This window comes from Enterococcus sp. DIV0691 (assembly GCF_051711145.1).
GTDB lineage: Bacteria > Bacillota > Bacilli > Lactobacillales > Enterococcaceae > Enterococcus_B > Enterococcus_B hirae.
On record NZ_JBIOLY010000001.1, the window covers coordinates 1200536 to 1224652 of the forward strand.

Consider the following 24117-nt stretch of genomic DNA (forward strand, 5'->3'; position numbering starts at 1 on the left):
ATGAAATTTGCAGTGATTGTCTTTCCTGGTTCGAACTGTGATGCAGATATGTTGTGGGCAATTCGTGACATTATGGAAGTAGAAGCTGAGTATGTTCGTTACGATGAAACCTCTCTACAAGGCTATGACGGCGTATTGCTTCCTGGCGGTTTTTCTTATGGCGATTACTTACGCTGTGGAGCCATTGCGCGTTTTTCAGCTATCATGAAAGAAGTTGTTCGTTTTGCGGAGGAAGGAAAACCAGTCTTTGGTACATGTAATGGGTTTCAGATCCTTACAGAAGCAGGTCTCCTTCCAGGCGTGCTAAGAAAAAATGAGTCTTTGCGCTTCATTTGCAAAACTGTTCCTTTGAAAGTTAATAACCAGACAGCCTTTACTTCGGAGTATGAAACCGATGAGATCATTCAGTTGCCTGTCGCTCATGGCGAAGGAAATTATTTTTGCGATGAGCAAACGTTGCAAGAGTTAAAAGCCAATAATCAAATCGTTTTTACTTATGCCGGGAATATCAATGGTAGTGTCGCAAATATTGCAGGGATCACCAATAAAGCAGGAAATGTGCTGGGGATGATGCCTCATCCGGAACGGGCGATGGAGGCGTTACTAGGATCAGAAGACGGAAAACGATTTTTTGCCTCGATGTTAAAAAATTTTGGAAAGGTGACTGCCTAAGATGAAAACACGGAATGAACCAAGTCCCTTAGAGATCAAAGAAAAGAAAGTTTATGCTGAATGGGGATTGACAGATGAAGAATATCGAATGATCGAAGAAGATATATTGGGGAGAATGCCTAACTACACCGAAACAGGTTTGTTTTCAGTCATGTGGAGTGAACATTGTTCTTACAAAAATTCAAAACCGATTTTACGAAAATTCCCAACAAGTGGACCGCATGTTCTTCAAGGTCCAGGAGAAGGAGCTGGTATCGTGGATATCGGTGATGGTCAAGCAGTTGTGTTTAAAGCGGAAAGTCATAATCACCCTTCAGCAGTAGAACCTTATGAAGGGGCGGCAACCGGTGTTGGTGGGATCATCCGTGATATTTTCAGTATGGGTGCACGTCCGATTGCTTTACTTGACTCCTTACGTTTTGGCGAGTTAGACCAACCACGAACCAAGTACTTATTGGAAGAAGTAGTCGCAGGGATTTCTGGGTATGGTAATTGTATCGGAATACCGACGGTTGGAGGAGAAGTAGCGTTTGATCCTTGTTATGAAGGGAATCCGTTAGTTAATGCCATGTGCGTAGGGTTAATCGATCACAAAGACATTCAAAAAGGGCAAGCTTCTGGTGTGGGTAATTCGATCATGTATGTCGGTGCGAAAACAGGACGCGACGGCATTCACGGTGCGACTTTTGCTTCAGAAGAGTTCAGTCAAGAAGAAGAGCAGCAACGTTCCGCAGTCCAAGTAGGCGATCCTTTTATGGAAAAACTATTACTTGAAGCTTGCTTAGAATTGATCCTGGAACATGCGGACATTTTAGTAGGAATCCAAGACATGGGCGCTGCCGGATTGGTTTCTTCAAGTTCAGAAATGGCATCAAAAGCTGGATCTGGTTTGATTTTGACATTAGATGATGTACCACAACGAGAAACAAATATGACTCCTTACGAAATGATGCTTTCAGAATCACAGGAACGAATGTTGATTTGTGTAAAAGCTGGGGCAGAGGAAAGAGTCAAAGAATTATTTAAAAAATATGATTTGGATGCTGTTACGATTGGAGAAGTCACCGATGATGGCTTGTATCGCTTGTACCATCATGGGGAAGAAGTAGCTAACTTACCAGTTGATGCCTTAGCCGAAGATGCACCTGTTTATGAAAAGGCAGTGCAAGAACCCGCTCGAATCGAAAAATTTAAACAGTTAGGGCAATATCAACCAATCATTGAAGATGCGAATCAATTATTGCTAGATTTATTGAAACAACCGACAATAGCTTCAAAACATGCGATTTATGAAACCTATGATTCTCAAGTACAAACCAATACAGTAGTTTCCCCTGGAAGTGATGCTGCCGTATTGCGTATTCGTGGAACTGAAAAAGCAATTGCTATGACGACTGACTGTAATGCCCGCTACCTTTACTTGAATCCTGAGATAGGTGGGCAAATCGCTGTTGCAGAGGCTGCCAGAAACATTGTTGCTAGCGGCGGACGCCCATTAGCAATCACAGACTGTTTGAATTATGGTTCTCCTGATAAACCAGAAGTATTTTGGGAATTGGTTAAATCAGCAGACGGGATTGCCAAAGCATGTGAAGTCTTTGCGACACCTGTGATCTCCGGGAATGTTTCTTTATACAATGAAACGGATGGCAAAGCGATTTATCCTACCCCGATGATCGGCATGGTCGGATTGATCGAAGACCACCAACACATCACCACTCAATCTTTCAAAATGGCGGATGATTTGATTTATCTTGTTGGTGAAACTTATGACGATTTCAATGGTAGTGAATTGCAAAAAATGCAATTAGGAAAAATTGAAGGGGACATCGAGCATTTTGATCTATTGACGGAACAACAAAACCAAGAAAGTCTACTGGCGGCTATTCAAGCAGGAGTGGTAACCAGTGCGCATGATTGTTCGGAAGGCGGTTTGGCTGTGGCGTTGGCTGAAGCAGCTTTTGGTACCCAATTGGGATTAGATGTCACAGTAAATCTGACGACAGCACAACTTTTTTCAGAGACACAATCAAGATTTGTGGTCACCATCCTTCCAGAAGATCGTGAGGAATTTGAACGTTTGATGGGCGAAAAAGCAAGTTGTATCGGTAAAGTGACTGAGTCAAGTAATATCGTGATCCAAGCAAGTGATGGGGAAATCCATCTAGCTGTTACAACAGCTAAAAAATGCTGGGAGGACGCAATCGAATGTCTTATGAAGTAAAAAGTTTAAATGAAGAATGCGGGGTGTTCGGTGTCTGGGGACATCAAGAAGCATCGAGTGTAACGTATTTCGGGCTTCATAGTCTTCAGCATCGTGGTCAAGAAGGTGCCGGGATCGTTTCAAATGATCAAGGGAAACTATTAGGACACCGTGATCTAGGTTTACTCTCAGAAGTTTTCAAAGATCAAAGAAAGCTAGCTGCACTCTCTGGACAAGCAGCGATTGGACATGTGCGTTATGCTACAGCAGGTAATGGTAGTGTGGACAATATCCAACCCTTTTTATTTAAATTTTATGATCAGTCAATCGGTCTAGCTCACAATGGTAATCTTACGAATGCCCGTTCATTGAGAACGTCGTTAGAAAAAGACGGTGCGATTTTCCATTCCAATTCAGATACAGAGATTTTGATGCATTTGATTCGTCGAAGTAAAAAAACAACATTACTCGATCGTTTAAAAGAAGCATTAAATGAAGTGAAAGGCGGTTTTGCCTATTTGCTTTTAACAGAAGATGCCATGATCGCCGCTCTTGATCCGAATGGTTTTCGACCTTTGGCAATCGGTCAAATGAAAAATGGTGCATATGTGATTGCTTCTGAAACTTGTGCACTGGAAGTCATAGGTGCGCGGTTTATTCGAGATGTTCGTCCAGGGGAAGTAGTGATCATTGATGACTCGGGCTATACGATCGATACTTATACAACCGAAACCCAGTTAGCGATTTGTTCCATGGAATATATCTACTTTGCACGACCAGATTCAAATATCGCTGGTGTCAATGTACACACTGCTCGTAAAAATATGGGGAGAAATTTAGCACAGGAAGCGCCAATTGATGCTGACATGGTTGTAGGTGTTCCAAATTCTTCGCTATCAGCAGCCAGTGGCTATGCCGAAGCTAGTGGCATCCCTTATGAGATTGGACTAGTAAAAAATCAATACATTGCCAGAACCTTTATTCAACCTACACCAGCATTAAGGGAACAGGGTGTCAGGATGAAACTTTCGGCTGTCAGAGGAGTTGTTGAAGGCAAACGAATCGTGATGGTGGATGATTCAATCGTTAGAGGAACAACGAGCCGGCGAATCGTACGTCTATTAAAAGAGGCAGGAGCAAAAGAGGTACATGTACGAATTGCTTCACCACCGTTAAAATATCCTTGTTTTTACGGCATCGATATTCAAACGAGAAAAGAACTAATTGCAGCGAATCATAGTATCGAAGAAATCAGACAATGTATTGAAGCAGATTCATTGGAATTTTTAAGTGAGGAAGGGTTGATCCAAGCAATCGGATTAAAAGAAGCAGCTCCTTATTCTGGGTTATGTATGGCTTATTTTAATGGTGATTATCCGACGCCTTTATACGACTATGAAGAAAAATACCGTGAATCATTGAAAGAAAAAGTATCTTTTTTTCAATAAAGGAGGAAGTAACATGAGCAATGCCTATGCGAATGCTGGTGTGGATGTAGAAGCTGGCTATGAAGTAGTAGAACGAATCAAGAAACACGTGAAAAAAACAGAGCGACTAGGGGTAATGGGTGCTTTAGGCGGTTTTGGTGGCTGTTTTGATTTAAGTTCTTACCAATTAAAAGAACCAGTTTTGGTATCAGGGACAGATGGGGTAGGAACAAAATTGTTAGTAGCCATCGAAGCGGATCAACATGAAACAATCGGAATCGATTGTGTGGCGATGTGTGTCAATGATATTTTAGCTCAAGGTGCGGAACCTTTATATTTCTTAGACTATTTAGCTACTGGAAAAAATGATCCACAAAAATTAGAAAAAGTCGTCGCTGGCGTGGCGGATGGTTGTGTAGCAGGTAATCTTGCGTTGATCGGTGGCGAAACCGCAGAGATGCCAGGAATGTACGCGGAAAATGAGTATGATCTTGCTGGTTTTGCAGTTGGGGTTGCAGAAAAGTCGCAATTGATCACAGGAAGTGAAATCGAAGTTGGTGATGTTCTGTTAGGTTTACCTTCTAGCGGGATTCATTCAAACGGCTATTCATTGGTTCGGAAAGTGTTTTTTGAACAAAATAGTTACACATTAACCGATCAGATAGAGGGTCTGTCTGAAACACTGGACCGAGAATTGTTAAAGCCGACAAAAATCTATGTATCAGCTTTGCTGCCAATCATAAAAGAACAAAAGATCAAAGGTGCGGCACATATCACTGGTGGTGGATTCGTAGAAAATATTCCTCGGATGTTGCCGGAAGGAACGGCCGCGCAAATTCAATTAGGTTCATGGCCTAGCTTGCCGATTTTTGATTGTCTCCAACGTTTAGGTGAAATCCCTGAACAAGAGATGTTTGAGATTTTTAATATGGGTATTGGAATGGTTGTAGCAGTAGCAGCTTCTCAAGTCGATGAAGTCATTGAAAAAATCAATGAGCAAGGAGAAGCGGTTTATCGAATCGGTGAAGTAGTTCCCTTAAAAAATAAAACAGTGTTGTTTGATGAGGAAGAAAAATGAAGATTGCCGTATTTGCTTCAGGAAATGGCAGCAACTTTCAAGCTTTAGTTGACTATTTTCGGGAAAATAAGTTGCCAGATACCTTTGAATGGCTTTTTTGTGACCAGCCGAATGCTTTTGTCTTAGAACGGGCAGAAAAGTTACATGTACCATTTCATTTTTTTTCACCAAAAGAATTTTCATCTAAAAGAGAATATGAAGAAAAAATTTTAGAGATCCTAGTGGAAAAAGAAATTGAACTCATTGTATTAGCAGGATACATGCGGATTATTGGTCCGACTTTATTGAATGCTTATGAGTCAAGGATCATTAATATCCACCCCTCTCTTTTACCTGATTTTCCTGGCTTACATGGGATTCGTGATGCGTTTGCTGCGAAAGTCAAAGAAACAGGTATAACGATTCATTACATTGATAAAGGGATAGATACAGGACCAATCATTCACCAAGAAACCATAGAGATCACGAAAGAAGACACATTGGATAGCTTAGAAGCAAAGATTCATCAAATCGAACATCAGACCTATCCTAAAATAATCGAAGCAGTCATCAAAGAAATGCAAAAAGTGGAGGAAGAAAAAAATGACTAGAGCGTTGTTAAGTGTATCGGATAAAAAAGGAATTGTTGAATTTGCCAAGGGATTACAAGCTTTGGAAATTGAGATTATTTCAACTGGGGGAACCAAAAAAGCACTTGATGAAGCGGGAATCTTAACCATCGCAATCGAAGATGTCACTGGCTTTCCTGAGATGATGGACGGACGTGTCAAAACTTTGCATCCTAAGATTCATGGGGGATTATTAGCACGTCGTGATCTTGCTAGTCACAGAGATGCAATGGCAGCTTCTGAGATTTTGCCGATTGATTTTGTTTGCGTCAATTTGTATCCTTTCAAAGAAACAATCATGAAACCGGATGTTAGTGAAAAAGAAGCCATTGAAAATATTGATATTGGTGGACCAAGTATGTTGCGTAGTGCTGCCAAAAACCATGAATTTGTCACGGCGATCGTTGATCCGAACGATTATCCAATTGTTTTAGATGAACTGAGAAATCAAGGGACTACTTCTCTAGCGACACGTCAGAAACTGGCAGCGAAAGTATTTCGTCACACAGCAGCCTATGATGCATTGATTGCTCAATATTTAACGGAGCAAGTGAAGGAAGAAAAGACGGAAAAATTGACTCTTACTTTTGAACGCAAGCAAGACCTCCGCTATGGCGAGAATAGTCATCAGCAAGCTGTCTTTTATCAATCTGCTCTACCAGAACGTTATTCGATTGCTCAAGCAAAACAGCTTCATGGAAAAGAACTATCTTTTAATAATATTCGTGATGCAGATGCTGCTTTGCGGATCATGAGTGAATACCAAGAACCAACAGTCGTAGCACTCAAACACATGAATCCTTGTGGTATTGGCTCAGCTCACACGATTTTCGATGCTTGGCTAGCAGCTTATGAAGCAGATCCTGTTTCGATTTTTGGTGGGATTGTGGTATTGAATCGGGAAGTCGATTTAGCAACAGCTCAAGAAATGCATAAACTCTTTTTAGAAATTATCATTGCACCGTCTTATACACCAGAAAGTCTAGAAGTTTTAAAAGCCAAGAAGAATTTACGATTATTAACGGTTGACTTTAACTCGCAATTAACAAAAGCATCTAATGAAATTGTTTCAGTTCTTGGAGGTTTACTCGTCCAAGAAAAAGATACAGCAATGGAAGAACCAACTACATGGCAAGTAGTAACCGATCGTCAGCCAACAGCTGATGAAATGGCTGCATTAGCATTTGCTTGGAAAGCTGTTAAACACGTCAAATCAAATGCGATCGTTGTAAGCAACCGCTATCAGACACTAGGGATTGGCGCAGGACAAATGAATCGTGTCGGTTCCGTCGAACTTGCAATTGAACAAGCTGGAGAAAAAGCGCAATCAGCTGTTTTGGCAAGCGATGCTTATTTCCCAATGGATGATTCGGTGGAATATGCAGCTAAACACGGAATTAAGGCGATCATTCAGCCTGGTGGAAGTATCAAGGACCAAGCGTCGATTGATATGGCTAATAAATATGGAATTGCCATGGTCTTTACGAACGTCCGTCATTTTAGACATTAAGATAGAAGGAGTAAGAAATGAATATATTGATCATAGGATCTGGTGGGCGTGAACATGCGATTGCGAGTAAAATCTTACAAAGTCCGCTAGTCGAAAACGTTTATTGTGCTCCGGGGAATCCTGGCATGACACGTGATGGGGTCAAAATCGTTGATATTAAAGAAACTGATCATCAAGGATTGATCGAGTTTGCTAAGAAAGCATCAATTACTTGGAGTTTTGTTGGCCCAGAAATTCCTTTGTTAAACGGGATCGTGGATGATTTCAAGCAAGCGGAATTAAAAATATTTGGTCCGACGAAAGCTGCTGCATTGATTGAAGGATCTAAAAGTTTCGCCAAAGAATTGATGGAGCGTTGTCAGATTCCAACTGCTGAATCTAAAACTTTTACCAGTTATCTTGAAGCCAAACGATATATCGAAGAGAAGGGCACCCCAATTGTGATCAAAGCGGACGGTTTAGCTGTTGGCAAAGGCGTGGTCGTAGCGATGACAAAAGCCGAAGCGTTACAGGCAGCCAGCGATATGCTGGAAAAACATCGCTTTGGACAAAGTGGACATCAAATCGTTGTGGAAGAATTTTTAGAAGGAGAAGAGTTCTCTTTATTAGCGTTTGTGGATGGCGAAGCAGTTTATCCAATGGAAATCTCACAAGATCATAAACGAGCGTATGATGGAGATCAAGGGCCGAATACTGGGGGGATGGGTGCCTATTCTCCAGTACCTCATATTTCTGAAGCGATCATTGAAGCGGGAATCGAAAAAGTAATAAAACCTGCAGTTAAAGGGATGAGCGAAATTGGTCGTCCGTTTATCGGTGTATTGTATGCAGGATTGATCGCCACTTCAGATGGACCGAAAGTGATTGAATTTAATGCGAGATTTGGCGATCCTGAGACACAAGTCATTTTACCTCGATTGAAGAGTGACTTGGCGCAAGTGATCACTGATTTGTTAGACCATAAGCCGGTTCATTTAATTTGGGAGGAAACTGGATATCGTTTAGGGGTTGTAGTTGCAGCAGAAGGTTATCCTAATCAGTATTTAACCGCTATGGATTTGCCCGATTTTCCTGAAGAGGAGGCAACTGTCTATTATGCGGGTGTTCAAGAGGAAAAAGGAAATTTAAAAGGTTCAGGTGGTCGAATCTACTTAGTGGAGTCCTATGGGGAAACAATTGAAGAAGCGAGGGAAAAAATATACAACGTGTTAGAATCAAAAGATACAAAGGGGACATTTTATCGGAAAGATATTGGAATGAAAGCAATCAACGTTTTTTCTAAGAATCACTAGCGCAACAAAAAGGGGGATAACATTTTTTTCTTTTTTGAGAAAAAAGTGGCATGCCTCTTTTTGCCCCCTTTTTGAAGTAAATGTGTTAAAATCTAATGGGAAAGAAAGGAATGATTTTAATGAAACAGATTCAATTGGGAACTTCAAATCAAAAGGTGTCGTCGGTCATTCTCGGATGTATGAGGATTAATGGCGCTGAACATCCAGAACGTATTATTGAAACTGCTTTTGATAACGGTATCAATTTTTTTGACCATGCGGATATCTATGGTGGTGGAGAATGTGAAACCATCTTTGCTAGTGCGTTAGCAAAAACTTCAATAAAGAGAGAAGATCTATTTGTTCAAACAAAATGTGGGATTGTTCCTGGTGTGATGTTTGACTTTTCCAAAAAGCACATCATTGAATCAGTGGAAGGTAGTTTAAAACGGTTAAAAATGGATTATGTTGATGCGTTGCTATTACATCGTCCAGATACTTTAGTTGAACCTGAGGAAGTGGCAGAGGCATTCGATGAATTAGAAAAGGCAGGTAAAGTACGTTATTTCGGTGTAAGTAATCAGAAACCAATGCAAGTCGAATTGCTAAAGAAATACGTCAAACAACCTTTGTTGATCAACCAATTGCAATTTGGATTGAAACATTCTGGAATGATTGATCAAGGGATCCATGTGAATATGACAGATGAAGCTAGCGTTGACCACGATGGTAGTGTCTTGGATTATTCACGTTTGAATGAAATGACGATCCAAGCATGGTCGCCTTATCAATATGGTTTTTTTGAAGGGGTATTTATCGGTAACGAAAAGTTTCCTAAATTGAATCAAAAATTAGCAGAACTTGCTGACAAATATCATACAACACCAACAGGTTTAGCTTCAGCTTGGATTTTACGCCATCCTGCGAATATCCAAGTGATTGCAGGAACGATGAATGTAGGGCGAATCAAGGAAATTGCACAAGCATCAGACGTTGAACTGAGTCGTGAAGACTGGTATGCGCTGTATCGCGAAGCTGGCAATATCCTACCATAGACATGAAAAAACATTGAATGAAACAGTCATTAGTTGCTTGTTCGCTAATGACTTCTACATATATTGATGCGAGGAACGTCACTAAGAATCTACGAAAAGGGGAGTAAAATGGGATATCTAAATAAATGGGACAATAATTCGTCAGTGCCAGAAAGTGAGCTAAACGCTCATAGAGCAGCGTATGAAAATGTCAGTGATGGTAAAGAAGCGAAAGGCAATCTAAAACTAGACCCCCAACGCTATAGTCTTGGAGTAATGACACACGCAATAAATAAAACGAAATCTGCAAAATCAAATAAACCTAATAGAGCTCTACTTGGAATGATCCAAGAAATAGCGCAAAGCTATTTTAGCCCTAAAGTACTTGCTGGTATGGAGAAATTCAAAAAGGATAGAGAAAAAGAGCTAGAAAAAAGTTCGAACATTTCGCAAACAAAGTTATCTAAAGATAAAGAAAACCCTGATAATCAAAATCAAGTTTATAAAAGGTTGAATGCCATTATCACTGGCGCTAAACAGACACTCGTTCAAACCGGAACTCTGAATAAAAACGATCAAGAGAAAACAAACCAATCAAAAGAAGCTGGAAATCAACAAAAGAATGAACCACCTGGTAGAGATTGAGTAGCTATAAGCGACAAACAGCTGATTGTTTATTTGTCGAAAAGTTTGATGGCTAGACAGTGTTATTTCAGATTAAGGAGTTTTTATTTTTTTGTTTATATTCCCCTTGATTTTTTAGTTTAAATACGGTAAATTACATAAGGTGCTAAAAATAAACACCCAAAAAGCAAATAATGTTCGTGTTTTACTGAATTCGAACATCAGGAGGATCATGTCCATGAAAGTGTTTGATTACGAAGATATCCAACTCATTCCTAATAAATGTATTGTAAGTAGCCGTTCAGAATGTAACACGACAGTGACACTAGGAAAGCATACTTTTAAAATGCCTGTTGTCCCTGCGAATATGCAAACGATCATCGATGAGTCAATTGCACAATTTTTAGCAGAAAATGGTTACTTCTATATTATGCATCGATTTGATGAAGCAGCAAGAATCCCCTTTGTGCAAAAAATGAAGGAGCAACAATTGATTACTTCAATCAGTGTTGGCGTAAAACAAGAAGAATATTCATTTGTTGAAGAATTAGCACAGTTAAATTTAGTTCCTGATTATATCACGATTGATATTGCGCACGGTCATTCAAATGCGGTGATTGAAATGATCCAACATATCAAAAAACATTTACCAGAAACGTTCGTTATTGCAGGAAACGTTGGGACACCAGAAGCTGTTCGGGAATTAGAAAATGCCGGAGCTGATGCAACAAAGGTTGGAATTGGACCTGGTAAAGTTTGTATCACAAAAATCAAAACCGGTTTTGGTACCGGTGGTTGGCAACTTGCTGCCTTAAGATGGTGTGCGAAAGCTGCCAGAAAACCGATTATTGCTGATGGGGGTATTCGTACCCATGGTGATATTGCAAAATCCGTTCGTTTTGGCGCAACAATGGTTATGATCGGTTCGCTATTTGCCGGACATGAAGAATCGCCTGGTGAGACAATGGTGGAAAATGGCGTAGTGTACAAAGAATACTTCGGCTCTGCCTCCGAGTTTCAAAAAGGTGAAAAGAAAAATGTAGAAGGTAAGAAAATTTGGATCCAACATAAAGGGTCTTTGAAAGACACGTTGGTTGAAATGCAACAAGATTTACAATCTTCTATTTCTTATGCGGGTGGGAAAGATATTGAAGCTATTCGCAAAGTAGATTATGTGATTGTTAAAAACTCCATTTTTAACGGAGATACCATTTAATAGCTATTAAAAAGCAAAGTAGATGCTCTCGCATCATGCTTTGCTTTTTCTTTGCTTTTCGATCCCTTTTTTATAAGATAAAATAGGCAGTAGAAGAAAGAGGAATGGAGAAGAACATGTGGGAAGTCATAGATAAGAAACAAAGACCAATTTATCGACAAATTATGGATCAGGTGATGAAAAATATTGAAAATGGGAATTTAGATCCCAACGTACCCTTGCCCTCTGAAAGAAAATTGGCAGTTATTTTTCAAACAAATCGCACCACTGTGGTTCGAGCGTTGGATGAATTACGAGATCTTGGCGTTCTTATCAGTCGCCGAGGCAGTGGACGTTTTGTGAATCAAACCGAATGGGGGCGGTATTCTGTCCCGAGAGTGAATTGGCGCGAATTATTTTCTCAACGCTATGAACAAATCGATGATAGTTATGAAAAAATGATCGAAGTAGGAAAACTGAACCCTTATTTTCTCGATTTATTTTCGAGCGAGATGCCTACAGACTTATTACCAAACGTTCAATTTCCAGCATACTCAATGAATGAGATTATTGAAAAAGAGCAACAAATCACCTGTCTAGGTTATCTTCCATTAGTAGCAAAAATAAAAAATTACTTGAGCGAAGAGTTTTATTTTGATTTTACTAAAACGCAATTATTAGTTACGAGTGGGGGCCAACAGGCTATTTTTCTAATTTTACAGACGATTTTATCTAGTGGTGATGCTATTGCGGTAGAAGCGCCTTCGTTTTTATATCGTTTGTCCTTATTTAAAGCGACAGGGATTCGTCTATTTGGTGTACCCATGGATAGCGAAGGTATTGAGCTGGATAAGCTAGAAGTGTTGATCAAGAAAAATAAATTGAAAGCTGTCTTAGTCAATCCAAACTTTCAAAATCCAACAGGGAAAGTGATGTCCCAAAAACGTCGCGAAGCATTAGTGACCCTTTGTCGCAACTATCAATTACCGATCATTGAAGACGACGTTTTTAGTGACTTATCCTTTCATGATAGTGAAAAGCATAAACCAACTGCGATTCATTCGATTGATCCGGAAAACGTCTTATATGTCGGATCATTATCTAGGGTATTAGGACAAACGACCAAGATAGGTTGGATCGTTGGGCTGCGTTCCTTTATCGACCGCTTAGCGAAAGCGCAGGAAATGATGGAATTTTCGATGAGCATCTTTCCCCAAAATGTGGCGATGACTGTATTTGAAGAAAGTTATAGCACAAAGATCGCCATTGTGAGGGAAGAATTATACAAAAGAAGTCTGACGCTGGTTGAATGGGAAAAAACGCAAAACTTTTTTGAAGTCTGGCCCATTTATGGTGGGTACTATGCGTGGGTTACGTGGAAAGGACAGCGATTGACAAGAGATATTGCGGAAGAATTGATCCGCTCAGGGTTAGGCATTGCACCAAGTTTTTTGTTTGGAGAAGAGACCAACGGGTTGCGTATCAATTTTAGTCGTTTAACTGAAGAAAGGCTGCCATTTTTTCAAGCGGAAATGGCAAAATTAGCAAAACGTTTATCCGTTTAATTCATGATCAAAAGAGCAGGTTCATGTGCAACAGTTAAGGAGATTCCTTGCTGTTGCTTTTTAATTGAAAAAAATACACATATAGTAGAAAATTAAAAGAGGGATGATTGTAAAGAAAATCACTAATTAATAAAAAATTTTTTCTGTTTGTTGGAATAAGGTATAACAATGTGCGGATTCAATGATAACAGTAGAGAGGAGTAGATAGAAAATCAGGACTAATTTTGTACAAAAGATGTAAACCGCTTTCTTGATTGTGAGGTTGTTCACTATTTGCGTGGTTAAGCGGATTATTACAAATTTTTAAAAACGTGAATTTTTTTGCTTTTAGCTTGTATTTCTTAATGATCCATGATAATTTATAAAAGAAGACGGTTGGATATTGATACAGTTTATATATCTGTTTCAATCGCAGAAAGATGAGATTTTCTTATATGATGAGAGAGGAATGTGTACAAATGGCAAAAAAGAAATTACCACTAGACTTTAATGCGTTATTAGATGAAGTCAATTCAGATTTTCCAGTATACCAAGCGCTTGACCAAAATGGTAAAGTAGTAAACCCTGATCTTGTTCCTGATTTATCAGATGAACAATTAGTAGAATTAATGACTAGCATGGTTTGGTCTCGTGTATTAGACCAACGCTCAACAGCTTTAAACCGTCAAGGACGTCTAGGATTCTTTGCACCAACAGCTGGTCAAGAAGCTAGCCAACTTGCAAGTGCATTTGCTTTTGAAAAAGAAGACGTATTACTTCCTGGTTACCGTGATGTTCCCCAATTAGTAAAACACGGATTGCCTTTAGCACAAGCTTTCTTATGGTCACGAGGACATGCGGCAGGGAATTTTTATCCAGAAGAATTGAAAGCTCTACCACCACAAATCATTATTGGTGCGCAGTACATCCAAGCAGCTGGTGTGGCTTTAGGATTGAAAAAACGAAACAAAAAAAATGTGGTCTTCACTTATACAGGTGACGGCGGCTCTTCTCAAGGTGATTTCTATGAAGCAATCAACTTTGCTGGAGCTTATCATGCAAATGCTGTATTTTATATCCAAAACAATGGCTTTGCGATCTCAACACCTCGTGAAAAACAAACAGCTGCTAAAACATTAGCGCAAAAAGCTGTGGCAGCCGGGATTCCAGGGATCCAAGTAGATGGTATGGATCCATTAGCAGTTTATACAGTATCTAAAATGGCACGTGATTGGGCAATCAACGGGAATGGTCCAGTCTTGATTGAGACATTGACTTACCGTTATGGTCCGCATACTTTATCAGGAGATGACCCAACTCGTTACCGTTCAAAAGAAACAGATGACGAATGGCAGAAAAAAGATCCATTGATCCGTTTCCGTAACTACCTAACAGAAAAAGGTCTATGGTCAGAAGAAAAAGAAGAACAAGTAATTGAACAAACAAAAGAGGAAATCAAAGCAGCGATTGCTGAAGCAGATAAGATTCCAAAACAAAAAGTTTCTGATTTCTTAAAAAATATGTTTGAAGTGGCACCACAATCAATTAAAGAACAAATTGCAATCTATGAAGCGAAGGAGTCGAAATAATCATGGCACAAAAAACAATGATTCAAGCAATCACAGATGCCCTAGCACTTGAACTTGAAAATGATGAGAACGTAATCGTTTTTGGTGAAGATGTTGGGAAAAACGGTGGAGTTTTCCGTGCAACGGAAGGATTGCAAGAAAAATTTGGCGAAGAACGCGTTTTCGATACCCCATTAGCTGAATCAGGGATTGCTGGTATGAGTTTTGGGTTAGCTTTAGAAGGTTTTCGTCCAGTACCTGAAATTCAGTTCTTTGGATTTATTTTTGAAGCCATGGATGAAGTAGTCGCACAAATGGCACGTACAAGATATCGAATGGGTGGGACTAGAAATCTACCGATTACGATTCGTTCACCATTTGGTGGTGGGGTTCACACACCAGAACTTCATTCAGATAACTTAGAAGGATTGATTGCTCAATCTCCAGGAATTCGCGTAGTCATTCCATCAAATCCTTATGATGCAAAAGGATTATTGATCTCTTCTATCCGCAGCAATGACCCAGTTGTATTTTTGGAACATATGAAACTTTATCGTTCATTCCGTGAAGAAGTTCCAGATGAAGCTTATGAAGTACCATTGGACAAAGCGGCAATTACTCGTGAAGGAACAGACGTTTCAATCATTACCTATGGCGCAATGGTTCGTGAAGCGATCAAAGCAGCTGACAATCTTGCGAAAGAGGATATTTCAGTAGAAGTCGTTGACCTAAGAACAGTCGCACCGCTAGATATTGACACAATCATTCAATCAGTTGAGAAAACTGGTCGTGTGGTAGTCGTTCAAGAAGCGCAACGACAAGCAGGTGTAAGTGCCCAAGTGATTGCTGAAATCTCAGAACGTGCGATCCTTTCATTAGAAGCACCAATTGGACGTGTAGCAGCACCAGATACTGTTTTTCCATTTGGACAAGCTGAAAACATCTGGTTACCAAATGCGGCTGATATTGAAGCAAAAGTCAAAGAAATTGCAGAATTCTAAGAAATAAGAAGGGACGTAAGTAAATCATGGCATACCAATTTAAATTACCTGACATTGGTGAAGGAATCGCAGAAGGCGAAATCGTCAAATGGTTTGTCAAGCCAGGCGATACCATCAATGAGGATGATACGTTATTAGAAGTTCAAAATGATAAATCAGTAGAAGAAATTCCATCCCCAGTTACTGGGACAGTGAAAAACGTCATCGTACCTGAAGGAACAGTCGCGAATGTTGGCGATGTACTGGTAGAAATCGATGCACCAGGACATGAAGACAATGAAACAAGTGGCGATGCTGGAGTAGCAGCGAAAGAGCAAACACCTGAACATCCAGCTGCTGAACCAACTGAAGCTAGTGCCGATGGTGGGGTCTTTGAATTTAAATTACCCGATATTGGTGAAGGAATCGCAGAAGGTGAAATCGTTAAATGGTTTGTGAAACCAGGCGATACCATCAATGAAGATGACACATTGTTAGAAGTACAAAACGATAAATCGGTAGAAGAAATCCCGTCACCAGTGACTGGAACGGTTAAAAACATCTTGGTATCAGAAGGAACAGTTGCAACTGTTGGTGATGTATTAGTAGAAATCGATGCACCAGGACATAATAGTGCGCCTTCTACTACATCAGAAAAAACAGCTGAATCAACTGATGCTAAAGTAGAAACTTCTGGTTCAGCATCAGTAGCTGAGGCAGCTGATCCTAACAAACGTGTTTTGGCTATGCCATCAGTTCGACAATTTGCTCGTGAAAAAGACGTGGATATCACACAAGTCACTGCAACTGGTAAAGGTGGACGTGTGACAAAAGAAGATATTGAAAGCTATCTATCAGGTGGGCATGCGAGTCAAACAGCATCAGCTGAATCAGCTGCACCTGCGTCAGAAAAAGCGGTTGAAGCGAAAGCTGAAAGCAAGCCAGCAGCACCAGCAAAAGCGTTCAAATCTAATTTAGGTGAATTGGAAGAACGTGTAGCAATGACACCGACACGTAAAGCGATTGCTAAAGCAATGGTTAATAGTAAGCAAACAGCGCCACATGTTACTTTACATGACGAAGTAGAGGTTTCTAAACTTTGGGATAATCGTAAGAGATTTAAAGAAGTGGCAGCTGCGAATGGGACAAAATTGACTTTCTTGCCATACGTAGTAAAAGCATTAACTGCTACTGTAAAGAAATTCCCTATTTTGAATGCGTCAATTGATGATGCGAACCAAGAAATCGTTTATAAAAATTACTATAACATCGGAATCGCAACTGATACAGATCATGGCTTGTATGTACCAAATGTAAAAGATGCAGACCGTAAAGGGATGTTTGCGATTGCGGATGAAATCAATGAAAAAGCAAAACTAGCTCATGAAGGTAAATTAGCAGCTGAAGATATGCGAAATGGCACTATTACGATCAGTAATATTGGTTCTGTAGGTGGTGGTTGGTTTACACCAGTAATCAACTACCCTGAAGTAGCAATTTTAGGTGTGGGAACAATTGCACAACAACCGATTGTTAATGGTGAAGGTGAAATCGTTGTTGGACGAGTGATGAAACTTTCCTTAAGCTTTGATCACCGTATCGTAGACGGAGCAACAGCTCAACAAGCAATGAACAATATCAAACGACTTTTAGCTGATCCTGAGTTATTGATGATGGAAGGATGATAAACAAATGGTAGTTGGAGATTTTGCTGTAGAATTAGACACAGTTGTAATCGGTGCGGGACCTGGTGGCTATGTTGCTGCCATCCGTGCTGCTGAAATGGGACAAAAAGTGGCAATCATTGAAAGAGAATACATCGGTGGTGTTTGTTTAAACGTTGGTTGTATTCCTTCAAAAGCGCTGATTGCTGCAGGACATCATTATCAAGAATCTCTTGATTCAACTTTATTCGGTGTCACAAGTGAAAATGTCACACTTGATTTTGCAAAAACACAAGACTGGAAAGAAAATAAAGTAGTGAAAACACTGACTTCTGGTGTTGGCTTCTTATTGAAAAAACACAAGGTAGAAACAATCGAAGGCGAAGCATTCTTCGTCGATGATCATACATTGCGTGTGATCCATCCCGATTCTGCTCAAACGTATTCTTTCAATAACGCAATCATTGCCACTGGCTCCCGTCCGATCGAAATCCCAGGATTCAAGTTTGGCGGACGTGTACTTGACTCAACAGGCGGCTTAGCTCTAAAAGAAGTACCAAAAAAATTCGTCATTATTGGTGGCGGAGTTATTGGAGCAGAATTAGGTGGAGCCTATGCTAACTTAGGTGCTGAGGTAACGATTCTTGAAGGTTCTCCTCAAATTTTACCTACCTATGAAAAAGATATGGTGAAATTAGTGGAAGACGACTTCAAGAAAAAAGGTGTGACAATCGTAACCAATGCAATGGCGAAAGAAGCTGTTGATAATGGGGACAGTGTGACAGTCAAATATACTGTTGACGGTAAAGAAGAAACAGTGACAGCAGATTATGTTATGGTAACAGTTGGCCGTCGTCCAAATACTGACGATATGGGATTAGAACAAGCGGGTGTCGAAGTCGGTGAACGTGGATTGATTCCAGTGGATCAACAAGGGCGTACGAACGTGCCAAACATTTTTGCAATTGGGGATATCGTACCAGGTGCTGCTTTAGCGCATAAAGCAAGTTATGAAGCAAAAATTGCTGCAGAAGCTATCTCAGGTAAGAAAGTAGCAGTTGACTATAAAGCAATGCCTGCGGTTGCCTTTACAGATCCAGAATTAGCTTCTGTTGGGATGACGATCAAAGAAGCAAAAGAAGCTGGTATTGAAGCTACTGCATATAAATTTCCGTTTTCAGGAAATGGACGGGCGTTATCGCTTGCAAAAACAGAAGGTTTTATCCGTTTAGTGACGACCAATGAAGACAACGTCATCATTGGAGCGCAAATCGGTGGTGTAGGTGCTAGTGATATGGTTTCTGAGCTTGCTTTAGCCATTGAATCAGGAATGAATGCCGAAGATATTGCGTTAACGATCCATCCACATCCATCGCTAGGTGAAATTACGATGGATGCTGCTGAACTCGCTTTAGGTTTACCAATCCATATTTAATTTAGCAATTGGGATATTTTATCCGAACTGTTTCAAAAAAAGTATGGATGTTGGCGATAGTTGCCAGGTTAAAAACATCTTTTTGACAAATTGAATTGATACATGATCGATGAAACATCAAAGTTAGCAAAAACTGCTAGCTTTGATGTTTTTTTGTGGTCTTTTCAAAACCTCTTTTTCTGAAAAAAGAAAAAAGAAAGTCAAGCTTTTTGAAAGAGGGTGTTAGAATAAATGTGGTAAAAGCAATCAGGTCAGCATATTTCTATATCAATGATTTAACAAGCGGAACTAGTTGTTTACTAACTAATTTTTAATCACTTTAAAGGAGATTGACTTTGTGAGAAAAGAAACGATTAAAACACTTCAAGGAGACTGTCATGAGAATGAAAAGAATAATGAAATTGGCGGTCCTAATAATTCAATTAAAAAGAGAAATGAAAGGATTATAGAAGCATACCAAACAGAAAATACATCGATAGCAGGACTTGCTGAGCGATTTGGAGTATCAAAGAGAACCATTGGAAATGTAACACATAGTCTAAAAGAGCAAAATCTGCAACAGCAAAGCTTAACGAATGAGACAACTAAAGAAAAGGAAGAGAGCAATAATCAAAATATCGAAGCATATTTAGCAGGAGACTTGTGGGTAAGTAAACTTGTTAATAAATTTAACGGATCAGCGAGAACCATTTTGATGAAAATAAAGAAAGCAAGAGAACAGAAGGAAGAGATGCAATATAAAACATCGTCAGAAAATGAAATTTTACAGTTAGATAGAAATAGTTTTGAGCAAAGGGAAGAGTTAGTGAAGCAACAAGAGCTGATTTCAGAAGTTCTTCTAAAAGATGAGCTGGAACAGGTACATCCTGCTCAGCCAAGGTCTTTAGAGGACAAAGTCATTTCATTAAGAAAACAAAAAAGTGTTGATCATGACAGCCAGTCAAAAAAATACAATCTCAATGACAGTTCAAGCAGAAAAAGAAAGATGCAAGAAAATAAGGACCCAGAAAAGTTTTCACTATCGGCGTTCCCAATTGATAAAAATAGTTTGAAAACATCGAGTGTGAAACCTAAGAAGCCAAAGAAATCTCATGTACTTCATGAAGTAGAAGAATATTCACCCAAACTATCACAAATAAGCAAACAAATACATACAACAGAGAATGAGCATTTAATTGATGAGAACCAACAGGATAAACTTCAAGGGATCGGTCCTCAACAAAATAAAAACTTTTCTTCATCACTTCCTTTACCAAATAAATTAGAGGAAGCAACAAGTAGTGAGAATCATATCTTCAATAGCAAACAAGTGCAAGTAACTGGAAGTCATCTAAGAGAAAATCAAGAGGAACACCCAATTTTATCAGAGACAGAAGGTGAATTTGGAAATAGCTTGTTCGATAGTTTATCTGATTTTGACTATTCAAATGAGTCCAATGAAGAACGTTCGTTTTTTCAAAAGTCAGCAAATTTATCCGATGAATTGTCAAATCATAATCTCACGACAGACGAAATAGTGGAAGCATTAATGGAAATTGACGAGACGTTAGACTCAGCAAAAAATCTAGTGGACTATGTGAACGGATCGAATGAACTTCCAAAACAATCTAATAATGATTTATTCGAAGATTTATCAAATGATAGTCTCACGACAGACGAAATAGTGGAAGCGTTAATGGAAATTGACGAGACGTTAGACTCAGCAAAAAATCTAGTGGACTATGTGAACGGATCGAATGAACTTCCAAAACAATCTAATAATGATTTATTCGAAGATTTATCAAATGATAGTCTCACGACAGACGAAATAGTGGAAGCATTAATGGAAATTGATGAGACGTTAGACTCAGCAAAAAATCTAGTGGACTATGTGAACGGATCGAATGAACTTCCAAAACAATCTAATAATGATTTATTCGAAGATTTATCAAATGATAGTCTCACGACAGACGAAATAGTGGAAGCGTTAATGGAAATTGATGAGACGTTAGACTCAGGAAAAAATCTAGTGGTCTATGTGAACGGATCGAATGAACTCCCAAAACAATCTAATAACGATTTATTCGATGATTCATCAAATGATAGTCTCACGACAGACGAAATAGTGGAAGCGTTAACGGAAGTTGATGAGACGTTAGACTCAGGAAAAAATCTAGTGGACTATGTGAACGGATCGAATGAACTCCCAAAACAATCTAATAATGATTTATTCGAAGATTCACCAAATGATAATCTCACGACAGAGGAAAAAGTGGAAGCGTTAATGGAAGTTGATGAGACGTTAGATTCAGCAAAAAATCTAGTGGACTATGTGAACGGATCGAATGAACTTCCAAAACAATCTAATAATGATTTATTCGAAGATTCATCAAATGATAGTCTCACGACAGACGAAATAGTGGAAGCGTTAGTGGAAGTTGATGAGACGTTAGACTCAGCAAAAAATCTAGTGGACTATGTGAACGGATCGAATGAACTTCCAAAACAATCTAATAATGATTTATTCGAAGATTTATCAAATGATAGTCTCACGACAGACGAAATAGTGGAAGCGTTAATGGAAATTGATGAGACGTTAGACCCAGCAAAAAATCTAGTGGATTATGTGAACGGATCGAATGAACTTCCAAAACAATCTAATAATGATTTATTCGATGATTCATCAAATGATAGTCTCATGACAGAAGAAATAACGGAAATATTAATGAGATTTGATGAGACATTAAACTCAGGAAAAAAACCAATGAAGTATGTAATGGAATTAAGTGAACGTCAAGAATCGAACAAATTATTCGATGAATCGTCAAATAGTCAACAGGTAGAATATCCTATAATGGAACAAACAATGGCAGGAAAAGCAGTTAATCAGCCTGGTTCGGAAAATAATCAAGTAAACTTTATAGAGGATCAGAATCAGGAATATCTGATTGATGAAGAAAAACATCCCCAGAATCCGCATAACATACATAATGATAGGGGCACAGGTGAGTTTATACAAAAGAAACAGGATAAGAGTATAAAAAATTCAGAAAACACCCCAGTGAATCAGAATCAGGAAACGGCGCTTGATGAAGAAAGACATCCAAAAAGAGCTGCTGCTCATTTATCTGAGAATCTACATAGTATACAAAACTTAGAAAGTAACCTAGGGCATCAAACAACAAAACAAACCGATAAGCAGACTATTCCTCAAACGGGGTATATTCTTGATCCTGTTCTTCCACAAAATGTCACTAAGAATAATTATTTAGAATATATTCAACTATATCAATCTATTCAGTCGACCATCAAAATAGAGACATTTTGTGACATAATGGAATTGTCACAAGATACATTTCAAGAGTTGCTTAAAGAAGCTGTTCCAGCTGAGTCAACTAATAGTGAATTAGGATATATAGAGAATAAAAGGGAAATTATACCGAGAGAATATAAATTAGAAAAGATCAATTTATATCTCAATTCTCAACATTCTTACGAATCTAAACGGCAGTTTTGTGATAAGAACAATTTAGACTATGATTCCTTTAGATCTTGGATAAGGGAACATAAAAAGGGGGAATTACCTCGTCAATCAATATCGACTATTGAAGAATTGATCAGTAGGGAACAAGATGGGAGAAATCTGTATTGTACTGCTAAGGTTAAGAAAGCCTGTGTACTTTTATGGAGAAGTAAGCGAATAGCACACAAGGTATTGTGTAAAAAATTGAACATTTCTGATGCGACTTTAAGAACTTGGAATAATAGATACGACCAGGCACGTGGTAAGAAGCAGGAGTTAATAACAACTCTCACAGAATTAAAAGAAAGGAAGTTAAAGCTAGGAAAGGTGTGTTGTACGGAGGAAGTTAAAAGAGAATGTGTTCTTTTATATAAGAATCAAGAAATGTCCATAAAGCAATTATGTAAGATTTATCATTTGACTCCGAATATGGTTAATGCTTGGATCGAAGAATATGACCGATTACTCCAAAATTCAGAAAGAACATCCCAAGCACGCCAAACTTTTTCAACTAATGTCGGGAATGCTAAATTTACAACAGCAGACAATAATGCGAGGTTAGCTCATGAACAAGGTAAGGGTCAAGGCAATCAAAGGATGCAACATAGTATACAAAACTTAGAAAGTAACCTAGGGGATCAAACAACCAAACAAACGGATAAGCAGCTTAATCCTCCAGCGAGGCACTCTCTTGACCCTGTTCTTCCAAAAAAAGTCAATCAATCATACACTAAAAATGATTATTTAAAATATATTCAACTATACCAATCCATTCAAACGACCATCAAAATAGAGACATTTTGTGACATAATGGAATTGTCACAAGATACATTTCAAGAGTTGCTTAAAGAAGCTGTTCCAGCTGAGTCAACTAATAGTGAATTAGGATATATAGAGAATAAAAGGGAAATTATAACGAGAGAATATAAATTAGAAAAGATCAATTTATATCTCAATTCTCAACATTCTTACGAATCTAAACGGCAGTTTTGTGCTAAGAACAATTTAGACTATGGTTCCTTTAGTTCTTGGATAAAGGAACATAAAAAGGGGAATTTAACTCGTAAATCAATCTCTACTATCGAAGAATTGATCAGTAGGGAACGAAATGGGAGAAATCTGGATTGTACCGCTAAGGTTAAGGAAGCCTGTGTACTTTTATGGAGAGGTTGCTCAATGACTAAGACTGAATTAAGTAACAAATTGAACATCAATGATATGGTTGTAAGATCTTGGGAAGATAGGTACAACCGGGCACATGGAAATGAGCAGAAGAAAATAATAACAACTCTCTCAGAATTAGAAAATAGGGATTTAAAGTTCAGGTATTTGAGTTGTACGGAGAAAGTCAAAAAAGAATGTATTCTTTTATTAAATGATACAAAAAATACCAAGGGACGAATATGTCAAAAGTATCATTTGAACGTTAAAACATTTTATAATTGGTACAATAAATATAAACCACTACTTAATGGTGCAGAAAAAGATTCAAAAGAACGCCAAACTTTTTCAACGAATGTCGAAAATGCTAAAATTACAGCAGCAGACAATAATGCGAGGTTAGCCAATGAGCAAAATAAGAGTCCAAATTTATTCTTGGGTAATCAAAAGATCCAATAAAATTCTAATAAGTTAATTATAGGTAAAGTGGAATGAACGTTAAATATAATTGAAATAAATTAAACAATTACTTTGAAAAAAAACAATAGTTGGATCTTGATCGAACATTTTTTTCTAAAAAGGAGAAAGAATAAACTATTTGCTAGAAAATTTGATATTAAAATAGATAAATAAATAGAAAA

16 protein-coding genes are annotated in these 24117 nt (G+C 38.7%); all 16 read left to right on the top strand.

Annotated elements, in window-relative coordinates:
- Positions 1-672, top strand: coding sequence for a phosphoribosylformylglycinamidine synthase subunit PurQ (gene purQ, locus IGJ11_RS05430; RefSeq protein WP_161652450.1), 672 nt, complete (start codon positions 1-3; stop codon positions 670-672).
- Position 673: 1 nt separating this feature from the next.
- Entirely contained in the window at positions 674-2896 is a 2223-nt protein-coding gene (gene purL, locus IGJ11_RS05435; RefSeq protein ID WP_207432374.1) for a phosphoribosylformylglycinamidine synthase subunit PurL, read from the top strand.
- A complete protein-coding gene (gene purF, locus IGJ11_RS05440) occupies positions 2881-4323 on the top strand; it encodes an amidophosphoribosyltransferase (RefSeq protein WP_176581759.1) in 1443 nt (480 codons plus the stop codon). Before purL ends, purF begins: the two co-directional genes overlap by 16 nt.
- A gap of 13 nt (positions 4324-4336) precedes the next feature.
- On the top strand, positions 4337-5380 hold the full coding sequence (purM, locus tag IGJ11_RS05445; RefSeq protein ID WP_010719380.1) for a phosphoribosylformylglycinamidine cyclo-ligase: 1044 nt from the start codon (positions 4337-4339) through the stop codon (positions 5378-5380).
- Entirely contained in the window at positions 5377-5970 is a 594-nt protein-coding gene (purN, locus tag IGJ11_RS05450) for a phosphoribosylglycinamide formyltransferase (RefSeq protein ID WP_010719379.1), read from the top strand. Before purM ends, purN begins: the two co-directional genes overlap by 4 nt.
- Positions 5963-7498, top strand: a complete 1536-nt coding sequence (purH, locus tag IGJ11_RS05455) for a bifunctional phosphoribosylaminoimidazolecarboxamide formyltransferase/IMP cyclohydrolase (RefSeq protein ID WP_207432372.1) — start codon at positions 5963-5965, stop codon at positions 7496-7498. Before purN ends, purH begins: the two co-directional genes overlap by 8 nt.
- A gap of 17 nt (positions 7499-7515) precedes the next feature.
- On the top strand, positions 7516-8790 hold the full coding sequence (gene purD / locus IGJ11_RS05460) for a phosphoribosylamine--glycine ligase (protein WP_207432370.1): 1275 nt from the start codon (positions 7516-7518) through the stop codon (positions 8788-8790).
- 119 nt (positions 8791-8909) lie between these two features.
- Complete coding sequence (locus tag IGJ11_RS05465; protein WP_207432368.1) at positions 8910-9824, top strand: aldo/keto reductase; 915 nt, start codon at positions 8910-8912, stop codon at positions 9822-9824.
- A 108-nt stretch (positions 9825-9932) separates the two neighbouring features.
- Positions 9933-10448, top strand: coding sequence for a hypothetical protein (locus IGJ11_RS05470; RefSeq protein WP_207432366.1), 516 nt, complete (start codon positions 9933-9935; stop codon positions 10446-10448).
- A gap of 217 nt (positions 10449-10665) precedes the next feature.
- Positions 10666-11643: a GMP reductase gene (gene guaC / locus IGJ11_RS05475; RefSeq protein WP_010719374.1), complete on the top strand. Its 978-nt coding sequence runs from the start codon at positions 10666-10668 to the stop codon at positions 11641-11643.
- Between the two features lie 116 nt (positions 11644-11759).
- On the top strand, positions 11760-13187 hold the full coding sequence (locus IGJ11_RS05480) for a PLP-dependent aminotransferase family protein (RefSeq protein WP_207432548.1): 1428 nt from the start codon (positions 11760-11762) through the stop codon (positions 13185-13187).
- 458 nt (positions 13188-13645) lie between these two features.
- Positions 13646-14755, top strand: a complete 1110-nt coding sequence (gene pdhA, locus IGJ11_RS05485) for a pyruvate dehydrogenase (acetyl-transferring) E1 component subunit alpha (protein WP_010719372.1) — start codon at positions 13646-13648, stop codon at positions 14753-14755.
- A gap of 2 nt (positions 14756-14757) precedes the next feature.
- Positions 14758-15735, top strand: coding sequence for an alpha-ketoacid dehydrogenase subunit beta (locus tag IGJ11_RS05490; protein ID WP_010737448.1), 978 nt, complete (start codon positions 14758-14760; stop codon positions 15733-15735).
- 26 nt (positions 15736-15761) lie between these two features.
- Positions 15762-17399, top strand: coding sequence for a dihydrolipoyllysine-residue acetyltransferase (locus tag IGJ11_RS05495; RefSeq protein WP_207432364.1), 1638 nt, complete (start codon positions 15762-15764; stop codon positions 17397-17399).
- Between the two features lie 7 nt (positions 17400-17406).
- Complete coding sequence (gene lpdA, locus IGJ11_RS05500) at positions 17407-18813, top strand: dihydrolipoyl dehydrogenase (protein ID WP_010719369.1); 1407 nt, start codon at positions 17407-17409, stop codon at positions 18811-18813.
- Positions 18814-19150: 337 nt separating this feature from the next.
- Positions 19151-23935, top strand: a complete 4785-nt coding sequence (locus IGJ11_RS05505; protein ID WP_438772416.1) for a transposase — start codon at positions 19151-19153, stop codon at positions 23933-23935.
- The last annotated feature ends 182 nt before the right edge of the window (positions 23936-24117 follow it).